The organism is Streptococcus sp. SM3 (genome assembly GCF_027497875.1).
In genome coordinates this window covers 1-19,350 of record NZ_JAJNSA010000020.1, presented here as the reverse complement: position 1 = coordinate 19,350, position 19,350 = coordinate 1, and the positions used below count along the sequence as shown (strand labels likewise).

Below are 19,350 nucleotides of genomic sequence, written 5' to 3'. Positions count from 1 at the left end.
CCCCCATATTTTTAACATTACTATACTCTCTTATAGCTACATTGACAAGTTAAAGTTCAAAACCAGCTAAATCGATTACTTCTTCTTTATCACTTTTTCAATTGTTGCCAGGACTCCATTAGTCCCTTCCATGAAATCACGAATACTCACACCAGAAGCCCCTCTTTAACTTGCCTGATAAAACAATAAAAACATTTGAAAATTTGCTCAAGTGCCATCACTTCCTTTTTAGCTCTACATTACCTACTAATTGAGCATAAAATTCTGTAAAGATAGACATAATTTTTGCCAAATCTGTTTATTTCAGTAAATCATTAATACTTACATCATTACAGAGATTAGCAATAAATTCCAACTGCTTTTCAATTTTTTACTTCTATAATCTCGTTTTCTACTGTATCCATTAAAATTAAGAAATCACGATAATATAAAGATAAAAGGATCGCTTGCTCTCTCTTCTTATCCTATATCTGTCATATTCAGTCGACATTTGAATTTCTTCAACTTTTCAGCATTATATCCATATACAACAGTAGCATAATGGCCATTTATTGCAGTATCTAAGCTATATATTAAAGTAAATTTCACTTTTTTAGAAGAGTGGTGGACTTTTTACCAAAAAAAGTCTAAGGGAGCTATATCAGCTCTCTTACTAGTAGCATGAATGATTTTAAATAGGCATTTGAGCTTTATATCGATATAAAATACATTCAACGCTTTCTAATCAAACTTGATCTTTCAAAGTCAAAATCAGAGTAATCTAAATTAATCTTAAACCTGTCTCTTGCTTACACAGTGAACCTTGAGTATATCGAATATAATTCTGCATGACGAGCGGAACTGCCAAAAATCGTAAAAGCTATTGAAGATTTAAATCTGAAAACAAATACACAACTTGAAGAATCCATTGATAGACACCTCACCTACCACATCTTTAGGCGTACTCTCGTAAGCAGAATAGCGTAACTCTAAAAGCAATTATGACAAGAGTAGGTCGTTCTGATTCTAGGACAATAAACAAAATCTACACACGTTACAAAGAAGATGAATGACAATATCCTCAATTTGCTAGATAATTTATAGTTTTGCCCCTTTTTTGCCCCCTGTACATAAAAAAAGCCTGTCACACAAGCTCAAATGCTTGATATGATAGGCTTTTTAAAGGTTGATTATTTAACAGCGTCTTTAAGAGCTTTACCAGCTTTGAATGCTGGAACTTTAGAAGCTGCAATCTTGATTTCTTTACCAGTTTGTGGGTTGCGACCTTTACGTGCAGCACGCTCACGAACTTCAAAGTTACCAAAACCGATCAATTGAACTTTTTCACCAGCTGCAAGGTACTCAGTTACTGCTGCGAATACAGCTTCAACTGCTGCTGCTGAGTCTTTCTTAGTCAATTCTGTAGCTTCTGCTACTTTAGCGATCAAATCTTGTTTGTTTGCCATGTTAATGATTCCTCCAATTTTATTTCTAATTAACAAATATAATCATATCCTAAAATCCCTTTTAGGTCAAGTTAAAAACGCTATTTCTTCCCATTTTATTTATTTTTTTAGGAGTTGTAACGTACTAAAACAGCCCAAGCATTCTCACCCGTGTGAGTTTGAATAATGGAACCCGTTTCCAAAACAGAAATTGGTTTTTCAACATAAGCTTGTAAGCTTTCTTTCATCTCTTCAGCCCAATCAGCACTACCAGAATATGAAATTCCAATCTCTGCTACAGAACGTTCAGAGAGCGACGTTGTCAGCTCATCCAACCATTTTTTAAAAGTTTTAGCTCCACGACCTTTAACGATTGGTTGCAATTCATGGTCTTTCATCTGCATGACAACACGTATATTGAGAAGTGAGCTCAACAATCCAGTTACACGGCCAATTCGTCCACCTTTTACTAAATTTTCCAAAGTTGAAACGCCAATATAGAGTTCTGTGTGGTTTTTAACCTCTTCTACATGAGATAAGATTTCCTCCAACTCTTTGCCTTCTTGTGCTAACTTCGCAGCCTCAACAACTTGGAATTTCAGGGCTTGGTCAGTGAAGGAACTATCAATAACTGTCACATCGGCAGTAGATAAGCTAGCACCTTGACGTGCCGCTTCTACAGTACCAGAAAGGGCATGAGACATATGAATAGCAAGAATCTGGCTACCATCCTTGCATAGTTCTTCAAAAATTTCAGCAAAGACACCTACAGGGGGCTGGCTTGTTTTCGGAAGATTCTTACTTTCTTGCATCAACTGAAGAAATTTACCTTCTTCTTTCAAATCCGCATCAGAATAAACAACATTATCAATCATTACAGATAAAGGAACAACAGTGATATCTAATTGTTTTACTAGTTCAGGTTCAATAGTAACAGATGAATCGGTTACAATCTTAATTTTTGTCATAGTATCAATCTTTCTATTTTAGGATTCAGATTGGTTTTCTTACTTTTAATTATATCAAAAAAAGATTAAAAATCCTAATGGAGTCAATCAAATTTTCCTTAAAAATTTGATATAATCTACTTATAAGAAAAGAGGTCCCTATGATTAAAAAAATTTATCCCATTTTAACCATTTTACTAGGTGCTGCTATCTATGCTTTTGGTCTAACTTATTTTGTAGTTCCTCATCATCTCTTTGAAGGAGGGGCGACAGGTATTACCCTCATCACCTTTTATCTTTTTAAAATCCCTGTTTCTCTGATGAACTTGCTGATTAATATTCCCCTTTTCATCCTAGCTTGGAAGATTTTTGGAGCAAAGTCCCTCTATTCTAGTTTACTAGGAACCTTAGCCTTGTCTGCCTGGTTGGCCTTTTTTGAACGTATACCCCTTCATATTGATCTTCAAGGTGATTTACTAATCACTGCCCTTATAGCTGGGATTCTATTGGGAATTGGTCTTGGAATTATCTTTAATGCTGGAGGTACAACTGGTGGTACTGATATTCTAGCTCGTATTCTCAATAAATACACTCATATATCTATGGGGAAACTGCTCTTTATCTTAGATTTTTGTATTCTCATGCTCATTCTCCTAATCTTCAAAGACTTGAGATTGGTTTCCTACACGCTCTTATTTGATTTTATCGTTTCGCGTGTTATTGATTTGATTGGCGAAGGAGGCTATGCTGGTAAAGGCTTTATGATTATTACAAAACGTCCTGAACAACTTGCTAAGGCGATTAATGATGACCTAGGTAGAGGCGTTACTTTCATCTCAGGTCAAGGTTATTATAGTCGAGAAGATTTAAAAATCATTTACTGTATTGTCGGAAGAAATGAAATTGTGAAAATGAAGGAAATGATTCATCGAATCGATCCTCAAGCCTTTATAACTATTACAGAAGCCCATGAAATCCTAGGAGAAGGCTTCACATATATAAAAGAGTAAGCAAAAAGCTGGGAAGTTCCAGCTTTTTCTTTATTCAGAAAGTGTAGAATGACGATAGCCATAAGTAAAGTAAATCACAAGTCCAACTACAAGAGCAATTCCAAACGCAATCCATGTTTCTACACTATATTGAAGCATAAAGGAAAGACAGATTAGAATCGAGAGAATCGGCAACAAGGGAACTAGGGGAGTTTTGAATTCTCCTTCTTTAGGCATTCCCTTATCCTTTCTAAGTTTTATAATTCCATAAGCCAATAAGATAAGATAAGCAAGCGTACAAATATTTAGAAAGGCCGCGATACTAGCTAGCGGAAATACTCCTGCTGCTATTGCAGAAGCAACTCCAGTTAAGATGGTCGCATTTTTAGGAACACGACTTGTTTTGCTTAATTGCTTAAAACTTCGAGGTAAAAGACCATCACGTGCTAAACTGTAAATCATACGCGATAAGGCATAAGTCATAGAAATACATACTGTTATTAGTGTCAAAATGGCCACTAATGACACATAATTAGCTGCCCAACCAATTCCTATACTTCGCAATGAAAAAGCTACAGCATCGTCCACATTGAGTTGGCTGTAGTGAACAATCCCTGTCAATACTAATGTAACCAGAGCATAGAGAATCGTTACGATTGTCAAAGACAAAACAATTCCTTGTGGGACATTCTTTTGTGGATTTTGAATTTCATCAACAGCCATCGAAATAGATTCAAATCCTAGAAAACCAAAGAACATCAAAGATGCTCCTGCCATTATTCCAGTACTTCCACCATAAATTTGACCAAAACCAAAGGGAGCAAAGTTGGACCAATTTTCTGGTTTAATATACCAGATACCAACTAGAATAAACAAAGCGAGAGCAGAGAACTTCAAGACGACTAGAAGCGAATTAAAACGCAATGCTGCCTTGGAATTTAATAAAACTAAACCGGTTACCAGTGTCAATACCAAAATAGGTAAAAGGTCTATATAGGTACCCTGCTCAGGGTTAAAGGTCCCATTCAAGGCTTGAGGCATTGAAATACTATAGTTACTGAGTAAGCCTTTAAAATAAGCTGCCCAGCCAGAGGCCACACCAGAAACTGCTGTCATGAATTCCATGATGGTCAACCAACCAGCAATCCAAGCTGGTAATTCACCCAAAATTGCATACAAATAACTATAAGCACCACCAGTTGCAGGAACACGAGAGGCAAACTCTGCGAAAAAGAGGGCGGATAAAGAAACACACAGGGCAGAAATCACTATAGATACAACCAGTGACGGACCAGCAAGCGTTGCTGCTGCGGTTCCTGTAATGGTAAAAATCCCAGTTCCTACCATGGCACCGATTCCTAATAAAATCAAATCCCATACTTTTAAATGACGGTGCATTTCAGTACGTCCCAAGCTAACATCTTTTGTTCTAAAAATATTCATACTTCATCTCCATTAAATATGATTGTTTTATTTTATCATATAAAAGGGATTTTGTGAATATTTATAAGATATTTTTTCAAAAAAATCCGAACAGAATAAATCCTGCTCAGATTCTACATATTCTTAGCCAACTGATCCTTCCATTTCATAGCTAATCAAACGGTTCAGCTCAACTGCATATTCCATTGGAAGTTCTTTTGTAAAGGGTTCTACAAATCCCATTACAATCATCTCAGTTGCCTCAGATTCTGACAATCCACGGCTCATGAGGTAATAGAGTTGTTCTTCTGAAATCTTAGATACCTTAGCTTCGTGTTCCAAAGCGACTTGTGAGTTGTGAATTTCATTAAACGGAATGGTATCTGATGCTGATAAGTCATCCATGATAATGGTATCACACTCGATGTGAGAGACAGATTTCTTAGAGTTTTTATTAAAGGTTACTTGTCCACGATAGTCAACCTTTCCTCCACCTTTAGCGATGGATTTAGACACGATAGACGAGCTTGTATGTGGAGCGTTGTGGATCATCTTAGCTCCAGTATCCTGATGTTGCCCTGCATTAGCAAAAGCGATAGAGAGCATGGTACCACGCGCCCCTTCTCCATCTAGGTAAACAGATGGGTATTTCATGGTTGTTTTTGCACCCAAGTTACCATCAATCCACTCAACAGTGGCATCCTTTTGAGCTTTAGCACGTTTCGTTACCAAGTTATAGACGTTATCAGACCAGTTTTGGATAGTCGTATAACGCATATAAGCTCCATCCAAGGCAAAGATTTCTACGATGGCCGCATGCAAGCTGTTACTTGAATAAGTTGGTGCTGTACATCCTTCAACGTAATGAACACTTGCTCCTTCATCAACGATAATCAAAGTACGTTCAAATTGCCCTGTATTTTCATTGTTTATACGGAAGTAGGTTTGAAGCGGAATATCAACTTTGACACCTTTTGGTACGTAGATAAAGGTTCCACCAGACCATACTGCTGAGTTAAGGGCAGCCAACTTGTTATCTGTTGGCGGTACCAACTTCGCAAAGTATTGCTTAAACAAGTCTGGGTATTCCTTAAGGGCAGAATCCGTATCTGTAAAGATAATCCCCAATTTTTGGAACTCTTCCTTCATGTTGTGGTAAACCACTTCTGACTCGTACTGGGCAGAGGCACCAGCTAGATAAGCACGCTCAGCTTCAGGAATCCCGATACGTTCAAAGGTTTCTTTAATCTTTTCAGGAACTTCGTCCCATGAACGGGCTGGTTTATCAGATGGTTTTTGATAATAAATCAGGTCATCAAAATCAATCTCTGACAAATCTGCTCCCCAAGTTTGCATGGGCATTTTTTTGAAGGTTTCATAAGACTTCAAACGGAACTCTAACATCCACTCAGGCTCTCCCTTTGCAGCTGATAGCTCACGAATGACATCTTCATTCAATCCTTTTCCTGTCGATAGGACAGGCTCTACATCATCATGAAAACCAAATTTATATTCACCAAGATCAATTGGTTTTGGTTCTACTCTTTCTTCAGCCATAATATCCTTTCTTTCATTCTTCATTTCTACTGATTCATAAGACAAAAGAAACTTGCCTTACTTATTTTCTTGATTTTCAATTGTTTTCTTAAGTGCATTCCAAGCTAGGGTTGCACACTTGATCCGTTGAGGGAATTTGGCAACACCTGATAAGAAGGCTGCGTCTCCAAGACTATCTTGTCTGTCATCTTTTTGCCCTTGAACCATTTCAGAAAAAATGGTAGCAAGTTCCAAGATTTCTTGCTTGGTCTTGCCTAAAACGGCATCTGTCATCATACTCGCAGAGGCAGTTGAGATGGTACAACCTGAGTTTAGAAAAGCGATATCTTCCAAGCGGTCATCTGCATCAAACTTGACGGAGAGATTGATAACATCCCCACAGGTCGGATTGTTGAGACTGATTTGTTCAGCGTCTTCTAACTTCCCTTGGTGATGTGGATTTTTCGAATGGTCCGCTACCACTGCCATATAAAGGCTATCTAGTTTAGAAAGTGCCATTGAAAAACTCCTTTGTCTTTTGTAAGGCATCGACTAATTTATCGCAGTCAGCCTTGGTATTATAGATATAAAAACTTGCACGAGCTGTTGCTGGAACTTCCAAATATTGGAGCAAGGGTTGAGCGCAATGATGACCTGCGCGAACAGCTACACCTTCATAATCCAAAGCAGTCGCAAGGTCGTGAGGATGAAGGTCGCCTAGGTTAAAGGCAATGACACCTGAACGTTGAGCCAAGTTCTGAGAACCGTAAATAGTCAATCCTTCAATCGCCTGCAGTTTTGGATAGACGTATGCGATTAATTCCTGTTCATGAGCTTCAATGGCATCCATACCAATCTTTTCCAGATAATCCACTGCCGCAGCAAGTCCAATTGCACCTGCCATATTAGGAGTTCCTGCCTCGAATTTCCAAGGCAATTCCTTCCAGCTAGCAGATTGCTCATAGACGAAATCAATCATTTCGCCGCCAAATTCTACTGGTGACATTTGTTCCAGATACTTTTCTTTACCGTAAAGAACACCGATACCAGTCGGACCAGCCATCTTGTGACCCGAAAAGGCAAAGAAGTCCACATCCAAGTCCTGGACATCAATCTTCATATGAGGCGTAGACTGAGCGCCATCCACCACCATAATAGCTCCAACTTGGTGAGCGATTTGTGTGATTTCTTTGATAGGATTAACCACACCAAGAACATTTGAAGCATGAGCTAGGGAAACAAATTTTACCTTGTCAGTCAATTTAGAACGCAAATCATCCATATTTAGAGCCCCATTCTTGAGATAGACATAGACAAGCTCTGCCCCAGTCTTACGGCAGGCTTCCTGCCAAGGAATGATATTGGAATGGTGTTCCATGACGGAAATCAAGACCTGGTCTCCCTCAGTCAAGACTTCCTCAGCATAACGCGCTACCCAGTTAAGACTGGTTGTCGTTCCTCTAGTAAAGAGAACTTCCTTTGTAGACCCTGCATTGATAAACTTACGAATGGTTTCACGAGCCGCCTCATAAGAAGCTGTCGCCCTTTCAGCCAAGGTATGAACGCCACGATGAACATTGGCATTATCCTGTTCATAGTAGCGGTTAATCGTCTCCAGAACTGCTAGTGGTTTTTGTGTCGTCGCAGCATTGTCCAAATAAACCAATGGTTCATCATTAACAATCTGGTCTAAAATTGGAAAATCCTTGCGAATCGCTTCTACATCTAACATAGGCTACCCCTTAGCGTTTTGACAATTTTTCTTCGATGGTTGCAATCATTTCATCACGAACTTCCTTGACTGGAATCTCAACGATAACAGAGCCAAGGAAACCACGGACAACCAAACGTTCTGCAGTTGCCTTATCCAAGCCACGGCTCATGAGGTAATACATATCTTCTGGATCTACCTGACCGATAGAAGCCGCGTGTCCTGCAGTTACGTCATTTTCATCAATCAAAAGAATTGGGTTGGCATCTGAACGCGCTTGGTCTGACAGCATAAGAACACGGCTCTCTTGTTGCGCATCTGCACCCTTAGCACCCTTAATAATGTGGCCAATACCATTGAAGGTCAAAGTTGCTTTTTCAAGAATAACCCCATGTTGTAGGATATTTCCGATTGAGTTGCAACCATAGTTAGTTACACGTGTATCAATTCCTTGTACCTGACGGCCACTTGAAAGAGCTACAACCTTGAGATCTGCATGGCTACCGTTACCAATCAAGTCACTATCAAAGTCCGCAACGACGTTTCCTTCGTTCATAACACCAATCGCCCAGTCAATGCTTGCATCGTTGCCTAATTTACCACGACGGCTAATGTAGGCAGTAACATTTTCACCTAGACGGTCGATAGCCGCAAACTTCACTTGCGCACCAGAACGTGCAATCACTTCCACAGTGATATTGGCAGTTGCTTTGACACTTCCTTGGCCACGTGACTCTAAACGTTCCAGATAACTAATCTTAGAATTTTTACCAGCGATAATCATAATATGCTTGTTAAACGGCACATCGCTATCGCTGTCTTGATAGAAAATTCCTTCGATTGGTTCTTTAATCTCAACATTATCAGGAATGTAGAGAACAGCACCACTGTTGAAATAAGCTGTATGGTAGGCTGCCAACTTGTCATCGTCATACTTAACAGATGACATGAAGAATTCTTCGATCAGTTCTGGAATTTCTTCTAAAGCTGAATGGAAATCTGTGAAGACAACACCCTGTTCAGCTAACTCAACTGGAGTTTGCTCAAAAACAGTCTGAGTCCCTACTTGCACCAACTTCAAGTGATTATCTAGAGCTGTGAAATCTGGAACATTTGCTGATGACTCACTTTCTGTAATCGTTCCATCACCCAGATTCCAACGGTGGAATTTGACACGCTCAATAACTGGTAATTCCAAAGTCTCAATCTTGTCAAAAGCTTTTTGACGGAGATCAGCCAACCAGCTTGGTTCAGCGTGCATTTCTGAAAAAAGTTTAATATTTTCTTTAGTCATTTACTTCTCCTAAAAGATACGAGGGAATTACAATTCTTCCTTGTAATCGTAGCCAAGTTCTTCAGCTAGTTTTGCGTATCCTTCACGTTCCAAACGCGCAGCCAATTCTGGACCACCTGAAAGGACAACACGACCTTCCATCATGACGTGTACCACATCAGGCGTGATGTAGTTCAAAAGACGTTGGTAGTGAGTGATAATCATAGCACCAAAGCCTTCACCACGCATGGCATTAACACCTTTAGAAACAACTTTAAGAGCGTCAATATCAAGACCAGAGTCAATCTCGTCCAAAAGGGCAAATGTTGGCTCCAACATCAAAAGTTGAAGAATCTCATTACGTTTTTTCTCACCACCAGAGAAACCTTCGTTGAGGTAACGCTCAGCCATTTCTTCTTTCATGTTGAGCAATTCCATTTTTTCATCTAGCTTAGTGATAAACTCGCGAACTGAAATCTTCTCATCGTCTTCTTTACCAGCATTCATGGCTGCACGAAGAAACTCAGCGTTAGTAATACCAGGAATTTCTGATGGGTATTGCATAGCAAGGAAAAGTCCCATACGCGCACGCTCGTCCACTTCCAACTCAAGGATGTTTACACCATCAAACAAGACTTCACCTTTGGTAACTTCATAGTTTGGATTTCCCATGATAGCGGCAGAAAGAGTCGATTTACCAGTACCATTTGGTCCCATGATAGCGGCGATTTCTCCTGTTTTCAGGGTCAGGTTAACCCCTTTTAAAATTTCTTTTCCTTCAATCTCAACGTGAAGATCTTTGATCTCTAATACTGACATGATAGTTCCTTTCTTTTTCAAAGCCTTTACAGTACTTACTAGAAACATACTTGATTTCCCTAGAAAATACGGAAATACTCAATGAAAATCAAAGAGCAAACTAGGAAGCTAGCCGCAGGCTGTACTTGAGTACGGCAAGGTGAAGCTGACACGGTTTGAATTTGATTTTCGAAGAGTATAAAAGGTCAATAAATATACTTTTATAGTATAACAAAAAAAAGCCTAAAAGGCTTTGATTTTGTCTAGAAGCTGAGGACTAGTCTTTTCCTTTTAAATGCTGGTCAATAACATCTACTATTTTGCCCATCAAGTAACTGACTCGAAAATTTCTAAAGAGCAAAATGGCCCAAAAGGCTGCCATAATATAGCGACCAGTCATCCAGGCTTCATTGAAAAAATAGGTCTCAGCAGCTGTAAACAGCGCGATGATAATAAATTGTTGTCTATTCATAAACTTATTGTATCATGAAATCTTTCTTTAGTCTTCCTCTACCTTCATTTTATCAGCCAAAAATTCAAATCCTTCTGGAATCAGGCTTTCTTCTGCTTCTTTTTCAGTTTGGGAAGATTTGGCTTTGGCTGAAAAGGCTGCGCGAACTTCTTTCCATTCCTCCGTGGAAATGGCTAAAATCTCAGGTGAAAAACCTGCTGCCTGACTGAGGATATTGCCAAACATGGTGTTGAGATTGTCTCGTTTCATGGTTTGACCAGCATTGAAGTTAGACTCAAAAGCAAGAATAGCATGGTGTTCATTGGCCGCAACCGGTTGAGAACCAACTAGCAAAGCCTTATCAGGCCCACCTAGACTTTCAATCACCTCTCCCCAGGCATTCTGTAAGCGAATCAGATTTTGACGTGCTAAATCAGGATTTTCGACGGCCTCTTGTAGGATAGATTGAACTTTATTACGATCCACACGATAGACTGTTTTGCCTGCTGTTGGACGACTAGGTACTGGACTGGTTGGCTTAGCTACAGTTCCCACATTTGCGAGTTCTTGTTTGAGACGGGCAACTTCCTGTCTCAATGCAGAAATTTCATGTTCAACTACCCCAGAAAGAGCTGGTTCAGGCTTAATCTCTGCTAAACGGATAGTCATCATCTCAGCATAAATCTTAGGCTGCAAACTAGACTTAATATCTGCTAAACTGACTGTCGCTAAGCGAATCATTTCAAACAGATTTTCTTGAGAAAGTGCCAAATTTTCTACAAAGACTGGACTATGATGAGTATTTTCTCCACCTGTTTGAACAATTAACAAGTCTCTTAAATAGTGTAAAAGGTCGGTCACAAAACGAGTCATGCTCTTACCATTGTCAAATAGAAGATTTAAGCATGCTAGGGCCTTGGGAACATCCTGTTGAGACAAGGCAGCCACATAATCATCCAAGGCTGATAGACTAATGGTACCAGTAATTTCTTCAGAGATAGCAGTCGTCAACTCATTTCCCTGTGTCAAACTCAGGGCTTGATCCAAAATAGACAAGGCGTCCCGCATTCCACCTTCAGCCCGTCTGGCAATGATTTCCACAGCCTCTGGTTCAGAACTGATATTTTCTTTTTCTAAAATATAGCGGATATGTTCCTTAATATCCTGTGTCTTAATCGATTTAAATTCAAAACGTTGCACACGGGATAGAATAGTGGCAGGAATCTTGTGCAATTCAGTAGTGGCCAAAATAAAGACCACATTCTGTGTTGGCTCTTCTAACGTCTTTAGGAGGGCATTAAAAGCTCCTGTAGACAGCATGTGAACCTCATCTATGATATAGACCTTATAACGAGCAAGGCTAGGCGCATAGGTAGATTTATCACGAATTTCACGAATTTCATCTACCCCATTATTAGAAGCCGCATCCATTTCAATGACATCTTCTAAACTACCATCTGTCACTGCTTGACAAATATAGCAGTTATTACAAGGTTCACCACCCACTTGATTTGGACAGTTCATAGCTTTGGCAAAAATCTTGGCTACACTGGTTTTTCCCGTTCCACGAGGACCAGAAAAAAGATAGGCATGACTTATTTTCTCTTGCTCCACTGCTTGTTTAAGAGTCTTAGCCACAACTTCCTGTCCAACCAACTGGGAGAAGTTTTGACTTCTATATTTTCGATAAAGTGCTTGATACATTAGGCTTTCTCCCCAAACATTGTAAAGTCCCATTCTGTCTTTTCAAGCAAAATAGCGACAAATTGTTCCAAATAATCTCGATCCATAGCATCATAATCATCAATCTCTGAAGAATCCAGATCTAAAACTCCAAGTAATTGACCATTCTTCATCATTGGCACAACAATTTCACTTTTAGCACTACTATCACAAGAAATATAGTTGGGATAAGTTGTTACATCACCAACCAGAACAGTTTCCTGAAAATGGGCTGCCTCACCACAAACACCCTTGCCTAGCGCAATACGGATGCAGGAAACACCTCCTTGGAAAGGACCTAAAACCAATTCCTTTCCATCGAACAGATAAAAGCCTGCAAATACGGTATTAGGGAAGCGTGATTTTAGAAGAGCGCTGGCGTTGGAAAGATTAGCCAAAACATTGGTTTCACCTTCCAATAAAAAAGAGAACTCCTCATTTAACATTTGATAACGTGATTGTTTTTCTGATTCTAACATAGAACTATTATATCAAAAAAGGCTTACAGACAAAAGAAAAATCCCTTGTTTAGAAAACAAAGGATTTTGTGAATTTTCAATTTGATTAAAGTTCGATATCACCGAACAAGTCAGCCATTGAGAATCCTGTTTGTGTTTCTGGAAGTTCGAAATCACGTTTTTCTTGACGTTTTGGACGACGTGGACGAGCAGCACGTTTTTCTTCTTTTTGTCCTTCTTCTTGAGCTGGACGCTCTTCAAGAGCTTTGATAGAAAGTGATACGCGCTCTGCATCTGCGTTAACTTCAAGAACTTTAACTTTAACTTCTTGACCAACTTTAAGAGCTTCTTTTGGATTTTCAATACGTTTGTGTGAAATTTGTGATACGTGAACAAGTCCATCGATACCTGGCAATACTTCAACAAATGCACCGAAGTCAGTCAAACGTTTAACTGTTCCTTCTACTACATCACCTTTAGCCAATTTTTGCTCAACGCCATCCCATGGTCCAGGTGTTGTTGCTTTAAGTGAAAGTGATACGCGTCCTTCTTCTTCGTTAAGATCAAGGATTTTCACTTCAATTTCTTCACCAACAGTTACAACTGATTTTGGTGATACGTTACGTTCGTGTGACAATTCAGTCAAGTGAACCAATCCGTCAACACCACCAAGGTCGATGAAAGCACCGAAGCTTGTGATACGTGCAACTTTACCAGTTACTACATCACCAACAGCCAATTTACCGAATACTTCAGCGCGAGCTGCTGCTGTAGCTGCTTCAACAACTTCACGACGTGAAAGGATGAAGCGGTTTTCTTTAGCGTCAACTTCTTTGATTTTAGCATCAAATTCTTGACCTACAAAACGCTCAGTGTTACGTACGAAACGAGTATCCAACATTGAAGCTGGGATAAATCCACGAACACCTTCAAATTCTACTGAAAGTCCACCTTTAACGGCACGAGTTCCTTTAACAGTAACAACTTCTTCTTCGCGACCAACAAGTTTGTCCCATGCTTTGCGAGCTTCAAGGCGTTTTTTAGATACAAGGTATGTAACTGTATCAGTATCTTTACCAACTACTTGACGAAGTACAAGAACATCCAATACTTCTCCTACTTTAACAAAGTCATTGATATCTGCATCGCGATCGTTTGTCAATTCGCGAAGAGTCAAGACACCTTCAACACCAGTTCCAGAGATTGCAACGTTAGCTTGAGTCGCATCAACTGTCAATACTTCAGCACTAACAACATCACCAGTCTCAACTTGGCTAACGCTATTTAGCAAATCTTCAAATTCGTTCATCTAAAAAATCCTCCAACAATCAAGTTTTTCTTAAACTTGACATACTTATAATTTTTTTCCTAAGCACCCGCAAGGACATGTTCATATCGTTCACGTCTTTCAATTATAAAAATAAAATACCCTAAGATATTTTGCTTTTTATCTTGATCATTACCTAAGAACTGGGGTAGCTGGATTCGAACCAACGCATGAGGGAGTCAAAGTCCCTTGCCTTACCGCTTGGCTATACCCCATTGATGAAATGGAGAGAGAGGGATTCGAACCCCCGAACCCGAAGGAGCGGATTTACAGTCCGCCGCGTTTAGCCTCTTCGCTATCTCTCCTACAATCAACATGGACTATTATATCATGAAAATTTCAAAAAAACAAGACTTATTTTGCTAAATTATAATTTTCAATCAAAATTTCCACAGCTTTTTCCAATTTTTTATAAAAACTATCGACATTTCCATTCTTTATGATGGCAAATTGTCCATCTAATTCGGCAATTTCTCCGATAACTTTTTTACCAATAGTCAACGTATAACCTTCAAAACTGTCTTTTCCTACCTTAACTTTGGCATCTGCTACTTGAATTTCGATTTTTTTATCTTTCTTACTCATTCCATACCTCTCTTCACTTTTTCTATTTTACATGAAAATCCTAAAACTAGCAAGAAAAAACTCTATATCAGGCTTGTCTGATATAGAGTTTTACGCTTTATTTAATGTGTTTTTCTAATTCTTTTTGGTACTTACCATTTGATTCCAATTTTTCTTTTTGCCATTTTTTCAGTGCTTCTTCATATTCTTTTGTTGTAACGATATCTTTTTGCAATTTCATTCCTTTAAAGATATATGGGTCACCTTTAATACCAACTTGTGAGTATGGTTTTGAGAATGGCACGACATTACTTACAACTGGAGAACCACCAGATGAGGCTGTAGGCATCAATAATGAACTATCTGTCAACCAAGCTTGAGCCTTGGCATATTTTTCATAGCGTTCTTCAAGATTCGTAGTTTCTGAATCGGCATCATCCAATAATTTCTTATACTGGTCCAAACCAAGTTTCGCTACAACATCCTTATCTTTCCCTTTAGTAATACCAAGGTGTTTCATAGCAGAACCTGATTTAGGATCCATGATATTCAAGTAAGATGCTGGGTCTTGATAGCTTGGAGCCCATCCTGTACTGTTCAAATCATAATCTTTTTGAGAAGGAACACGCGCTTGAGAAGTGATTGTTTCCTTTTCATTATCTGTCATTTGAAGAACGTCGATGACAACATTTTCAGCACCAAGAGTTGATTCAATTGACTGTTTGAAAGAGTTGCTTTGTTGAACGGCGATGGTATCTGTTTGTTCAACTGGGACATCCAAGTGAATTGGGAATGTTACCCCTTTAGATTCCAAGTCTTTCTTAGCTTTTTCGAATGCAGCTTTAGCCTTGTCAGGGTTGTAGATAGAATCCTTACCGTCAACTAGCTCAACACCTTTCCACTGGTCACCATAGTTCACCAACTCTGCTTGAGCGATTTGACCAAAGTTTTTACCACCTGCTTGTACAAAGTTATCTGGAACGAGACTGTTACGAATAATCTTGTCCGCACCGTCTTCACCATTTAGCTGTGCAGCATAAGAATGGCGGTTGAAGGCAAAGTTGATAGCCTGACGGAAGTCCTTATTCAGCATAGCTTCTTTAGTTGAAGTTTTTTGCTCTTCACTTGTTTTCGCAGTTTTATTATATGACTGACGATTTACGTTAAAGGTGAAGTAATAGCTACTTGAGTCCTGTGGGCTATAAGTGATTTTATCTCCGTATTGTTCCAAAGTAGAAGCAAAGTTTGAGCTACTTGGGAAGAGACGAGCTGTCGTATAGGCACCAGAAGAGAAACTACGAATCAAGGATTCCTGATCAGAACCATCGTAGTAAGTCAATTTAATCTTCTCGATTTTTACCTTTTCTTTATCCCAGTAGTTTGGATTTTTCTCGTATTCGATTAACGATTTAGAAGTCAAGGTCTTCAAGATATAAGGACCATTGTAGAGAATTCCTGCTGGAGTAACTGCTCCATAATCTTTACCTGATGCCTTCAAAAACTCTTCATTTACAGGCAACATCGTTGCTGTGGTGACTTTAGAGTTCCAGAAACTTTCTGGTTTGTTTAGGGTATATTCAACTGTGTAATCGTCCAAGGCCTTGACACCAACTGTAGAGAAATCATTGGTCTCACCAGTCATGTAGGCATCCAAGCCCTTGATTGAATTTTGGATGAGAGAGACACCGTCTGACTTGCCGTCAGCTACGTGTTTTAGTCCTGTCACAAAGTCATGGGCTGTTACTTCTGCATATTCTTCACCTTCAGAAGTGTACCATTTAACTCCTTTACGAAGTTTATAGGTATAAGTCAAACCATCTTTTGAGACAGACCAATCTTCAGCCAAGGAAGGAATAACATTTCCGTATTGGTCGTTTTCCATCAAGCCATCAACCACGTTCCCGATGACATCTGTTGTCGATGTACGAGTCGCTATACTATAGTCCAAAGATGCTGGATCTACTGCATAGACATATGAAAATGTTGTCGGTGCATCTGCTTCTTTATCAGCTTTTCCACAAGCCGCTAATAGAGCTGTTGTGCTCAGGACCACTCCTGCTGTTAAGAGCCACTTTTTAGATTTCATAAAAAATCTCCTTTAGTTAATTTTAATCTACTTTTACAATCCAACCTTCTGGCGCTTCAATATCGCCAAACTGAATTCCTGTCAACTCATCATAGAGTTTGCGAGTCACAGGACCTACTTCTGTTTCACTATAGAAAACATGGAAATCATCACCGTGCTGAATTCCACCAATTGGAGAAATAACTGCTGCTGTACCACAGGCACCTGCTTCTATAAAACGATTGAGATTATCAATTGGTACATCTCCTTCAACCGGAATCAAACCCAAGCGATGTTCTGCCAAATAAAGCAAAGAGTACTTGGTAATAGATGGTAAGATAGATGGACTCAATGGTGTTACAAATTCATTATCAGCTGTAATTCCAAAGAAGTTAGCTGAACCGACTTCTTCAATCTTTGTATGTGTTGAAGGATCTAGATAGATAACATCTGAGAAATGACGTGACTTGGCCAATTTCCCTGGTAAGAGACTTGCAGCATAGTTTCCACCAACCTTAGCCGCACCTGTACCATTTGGAGCGGCACGGTCGTATTCATCCTGAATCAAGAAGTTGGTTGGAACCAAACCACCCTTAAAGTAATTTCCAACTGGCATAGCAAAGATGGTGAAAATGTATTCCTCTGCTGGTTTAACCCCAATAATATCTCCGACACCAATCAAAAGAGGGCGAAGATATAGGGTTCCACCTGTTCCGTATGGTGGTACGTATTCTTCATTCGCACGAACAACTGCCTTACAAGCTTCTACAAACATTTCTGTCGGAACTTGTGGCATCAAGAGACGGTCACATGTACGTTGCAGACGTTTGGCATTTTCATCAGGACGGAACAGTTGAATACTGCCATCCTTAGTACGGTAAGCTTTCAAACCTTCAAAGGCTTGTTGACCATAGTGAAGACTTGGAGAAGACTCTGAAATATGCAAGGTTGCATCTTCTGTAAGTTCTCCTTGATTCCATTGTCCATTTTTAAAATGAGCAATATAGCGATAAGGTAATTTCATATAGGAAAAACCGAGATTTTCCCAATCAATCGTTACTGTCATATTCCACTCCTTATTCTAAAAACCTATTTCTTTTATTCTACACTATTTTTCTAAAATAGCAAGTATATTTTGTAATTTTCAGAAAATTTCTTCAATAAAAAGAACCAGCTCTTAGAACTGATTCTTCATTTCACTTATTTAGCTTCAGTAAATACTTCTTTAAGATAAGCATCAAAAACTTCTTCATCTGAAATGATGTCTGAAATAAAGCTTCCATTGCTGGTTCGTTCTGACAAGTTCAAGTCTTGCAATCGGCTTTCATAGATTGTTCCTTTGTTGGATTGCACAAGCAGAGTTTGGTCGTTCTCTTCCACATCTGTACTGAAGAGATCACCAATAAAGCCTTGTTCTGCAACTGCTCCTGCCAAGAAGACACGATGCGGTTTATTTTTTAGCTCACGCAAGACTTGTAACCCACGTTTGGCACGGCTGGTTGCCGGAATCTCGTCAATAGAAACACGTTTCAAACTTCCACGTTGGGTCAAGAGGTAGAAGGATGAGGTGTTACAGATAAAGGCGGATTGGAGGACATCATCTCCTTTCAGGTTCATAGCTTTGACACCTGCAGCCTTAGCACCGACAACTGGTACCTCTTCGATATTGAAACGAAGGGCATAACCATTTTGGCTAATCAAGAGAACATCATCCAGTTTAATCGGAGCCACTGCTACAATCTGGTCTGTCTCGTCTTTGAGCTTAGCATACTTGACAGACTTAGATTTATAGGTCCGCCATGGAGTGAACTCTTTTCGCTCTACACGCTTGATTTGACCGAGACGAGTCGCAGCAAAGTAGGTTGTGCCTTCATCAAACTGATCCACGACTTCCACATAGCGGATTTCTTCGTTAGTTTCAAAGTTTGTGATGGTTTGGCTCAGATGCTCTCCGATATCCTTCCAGCGAATATCTGCCAATTCATGAATTGGTCGATAAATGACATTTCCAAGAGTCGTGAACATCAAAAGATGCTGGGTTGTCTTGGCAGATTGAACAAAGATTAAACGGTCATCATCACGTTTGCCAATTTCTTCCAGCGTTGAAGCCGCAAAGGAACGTGGGCTGGTACGCTTGATGTAACCTGCCTTGGTCACGCTGACGTAGGTATCTTCCTCGGCGATAAGACTAGCTGTATCAATCTCAATTACTTTTGCTGTATCTTCTAAAGTACTCAAACGTGGAGTCGCAAATTTCTTCTTGACCTCACGAAGCTCTTTCTTCATGAGATTGTACATGGTACGTTCATCACCGATAATAGCCGCAAGCATGGCAATCTTTTCACGAAGTTCTGCTTCTTCTTCCTGCAAGACAACTACGTCTGTATTGGTCAAACGGTACAGTTGCAAGGTTACGATAGCCTCAGCCTGTTCTTCCGTAAAATCATAGCTTACCTTAAGATTTTCCTTAGCGTCCGCCTTATTCTCAGAAGCACGGATAAGGGCAATGACTTCATCCAAAATCGAAATCACGCGAATCAAACCTTCGACGATATGGAGACGTTTCTCAGCCTTTTCCTTATCAAAGCGTGAACGCGCCAAAATCACTTCGCGACGGTGGGCGATGTAGCTAGACAAGATTGGGACAATACCGACCTGACGAG

General features: G+C 39.6%; 17 protein-coding genes and 2 tRNA genes. 1 reads left to right on the top strand and 18 read right to left on the bottom strand.

The genetic code is table 11. The features are described from left to right. Positions 1-1,169: 1,169 nt before the first annotated feature. A complete protein-coding gene (locus PAN06_RS05120; protein WP_001284640.1) occupies positions 1,170-1,445 on the bottom strand; it encodes an HU family DNA-binding protein in 276 nt (91 codons plus the stop codon). Between the two features lie 107 nt (positions 1,446-1,552). Further along, positions 1,553-2,392 carry a DegV family protein gene (locus tag PAN06_RS05115; protein WP_269795767.1) on the bottom strand — a complete coding sequence of 280 codons (840 nt, stop codon included), beginning with the start codon at positions 2,390-2,392 and terminating at the stop codon, positions 1,553-1,555. Between the two features lie 140 nt (positions 2,393-2,532). Here PAN06_RS05115 and PAN06_RS05110 point away from each other — a divergent pair, with 140 nt between their 5' ends. Continuing rightward, complete coding sequence (locus PAN06_RS05110) at positions 2,533-3,381, top strand: YitT family protein (protein ID WP_269795766.1); 849 nt, start codon at positions 2,533-2,535, stop codon at positions 3,379-3,381. 30 nt (positions 3,382-3,411) lie between these two features. On the opposite strand, the gene PAN06_RS05105 is transcribed toward PAN06_RS05110, so the two are convergent. The 16 genes from PAN06_RS05105 to PAN06_RS05030 all read right to left on the bottom strand — a co-directional run. After that, on the bottom strand, positions 3,412-4,803 hold the full coding sequence (locus PAN06_RS05105) for an amino acid permease (protein ID WP_049491375.1): 1,392 nt from the start codon (positions 4,801-4,803) through the stop codon (positions 3,412-3,414). A gap of 123 nt (positions 4,804-4,926) precedes the next feature. Then, a complete protein-coding gene (gene sufB / locus PAN06_RS05100) occupies positions 4,927-6,339 on the bottom strand; it encodes a Fe-S cluster assembly protein SufB (protein ID WP_000797054.1) in 1,413 nt (470 codons plus the stop codon). A 57-nt stretch (positions 6,340-6,396) separates the two neighbouring features. After that, entirely contained in the window at positions 6,397-6,837 is a 441-nt protein-coding gene (gene sufU, locus PAN06_RS05095; RefSeq protein WP_004261446.1) for a Fe-S cluster assembly sulfur transfer protein SufU, read from the bottom strand. Then, positions 6,824-8,050 carry a cysteine desulfurase gene (locus tag PAN06_RS05090; protein ID WP_269795765.1) on the bottom strand — a complete coding sequence of 409 codons (1,227 nt, stop codon included), beginning with the start codon at positions 8,048-8,050 and terminating at the stop codon, positions 6,824-6,826. The genes sufU and PAN06_RS05090 overlap by 14 nt, the downstream gene beginning before the upstream one ends. Before the next feature lie 10 nt (positions 8,051-8,060). Further along, positions 8,061-9,323 (bottom strand): Fe-S cluster assembly protein SufD, encoded by a 1,263-nt coding sequence (gene sufD, locus PAN06_RS05085; protein WP_004261461.1) that lies wholly within the window; start codon positions 9,321-9,323, stop codon positions 8,061-8,063. 27 nt (positions 9,324-9,350) lie between these two features. After that, complete coding sequence (sufC, locus tag PAN06_RS05080; protein WP_000114489.1) at positions 9,351-10,121, bottom strand: Fe-S cluster assembly ATPase SufC; 771 nt, start codon at positions 10,119-10,121, stop codon at positions 9,351-9,353. A gap of 256 nt (positions 10,122-10,377) precedes the next feature. Next, positions 10,378-10,572, bottom strand: coding sequence for a DUF3272 domain-containing protein (locus PAN06_RS05075; protein ID WP_001081602.1), 195 nt, complete (start codon positions 10,570-10,572; stop codon positions 10,378-10,380). A 27-nt stretch (positions 10,573-10,599) separates the two neighbouring features. Further along, positions 10,600-12,255, bottom strand: coding sequence for a DNA polymerase III subunit gamma/tau (dnaX, locus tag PAN06_RS05070; RefSeq protein ID WP_269795764.1), 1,656 nt, complete (start codon positions 12,253-12,255; stop codon positions 10,600-10,602). Further along, positions 12,255-12,752 (bottom strand): GAF domain-containing protein, encoded by a 498-nt coding sequence (locus PAN06_RS05065; RefSeq protein ID WP_125447060.1) that lies wholly within the window; start codon positions 12,750-12,752, stop codon positions 12,255-12,257. The genes dnaX and PAN06_RS05065 overlap by 1 nt, the downstream gene beginning before the upstream one ends. Before the next feature lie 85 nt (positions 12,753-12,837). Continuing rightward, positions 12,838-14,040, bottom strand: coding sequence for a 30S ribosomal protein S1 (gene rpsA, locus PAN06_RS05060; RefSeq protein ID WP_001001630.1), 1,203 nt, complete (start codon positions 14,038-14,040; stop codon positions 12,838-12,840). A gap of 161 nt (positions 14,041-14,201) precedes the next feature. Continuing rightward, positions 14,202-14,273 (bottom strand) — tRNA-Gln (locus PAN06_RS05055). Between the two features lie 9 nt (positions 14,274-14,282). Beyond that, positions 14,283-14,363, bottom strand: a tRNA-Tyr gene (locus PAN06_RS05050). Between the two features lie 49 nt (positions 14,364-14,412). Beyond that, positions 14,413-14,643: a DUF2969 domain-containing protein gene (locus tag PAN06_RS05045; RefSeq protein ID WP_000037110.1), complete on the bottom strand. Its 231-nt coding sequence runs from the start codon at positions 14,641-14,643 to the stop codon at positions 14,413-14,415. Between the two features lie 97 nt (positions 14,644-14,740). After that, entirely contained in the window at positions 14,741-16,708 is a 1,968-nt protein-coding gene (locus PAN06_RS05040) for a peptide ABC transporter substrate-binding protein (protein WP_049491529.1), read from the bottom strand. 22 nt (positions 16,709-16,730) lie between these two features. Continuing rightward, complete coding sequence (locus PAN06_RS05035; protein ID WP_269795763.1) at positions 16,731-17,753, bottom strand: branched-chain amino acid aminotransferase; 1,023 nt, start codon at positions 17,751-17,753, stop codon at positions 16,731-16,733. A gap of 134 nt (positions 17,754-17,887) precedes the next feature. Then, a partial coding sequence (locus tag PAN06_RS05030; RefSeq protein WP_276593249.1) for a DNA gyrase C-terminal beta-propeller domain-containing protein occupies positions 17,888-19,350 on the bottom strand: 1,463 nt, incomplete at its 5' end.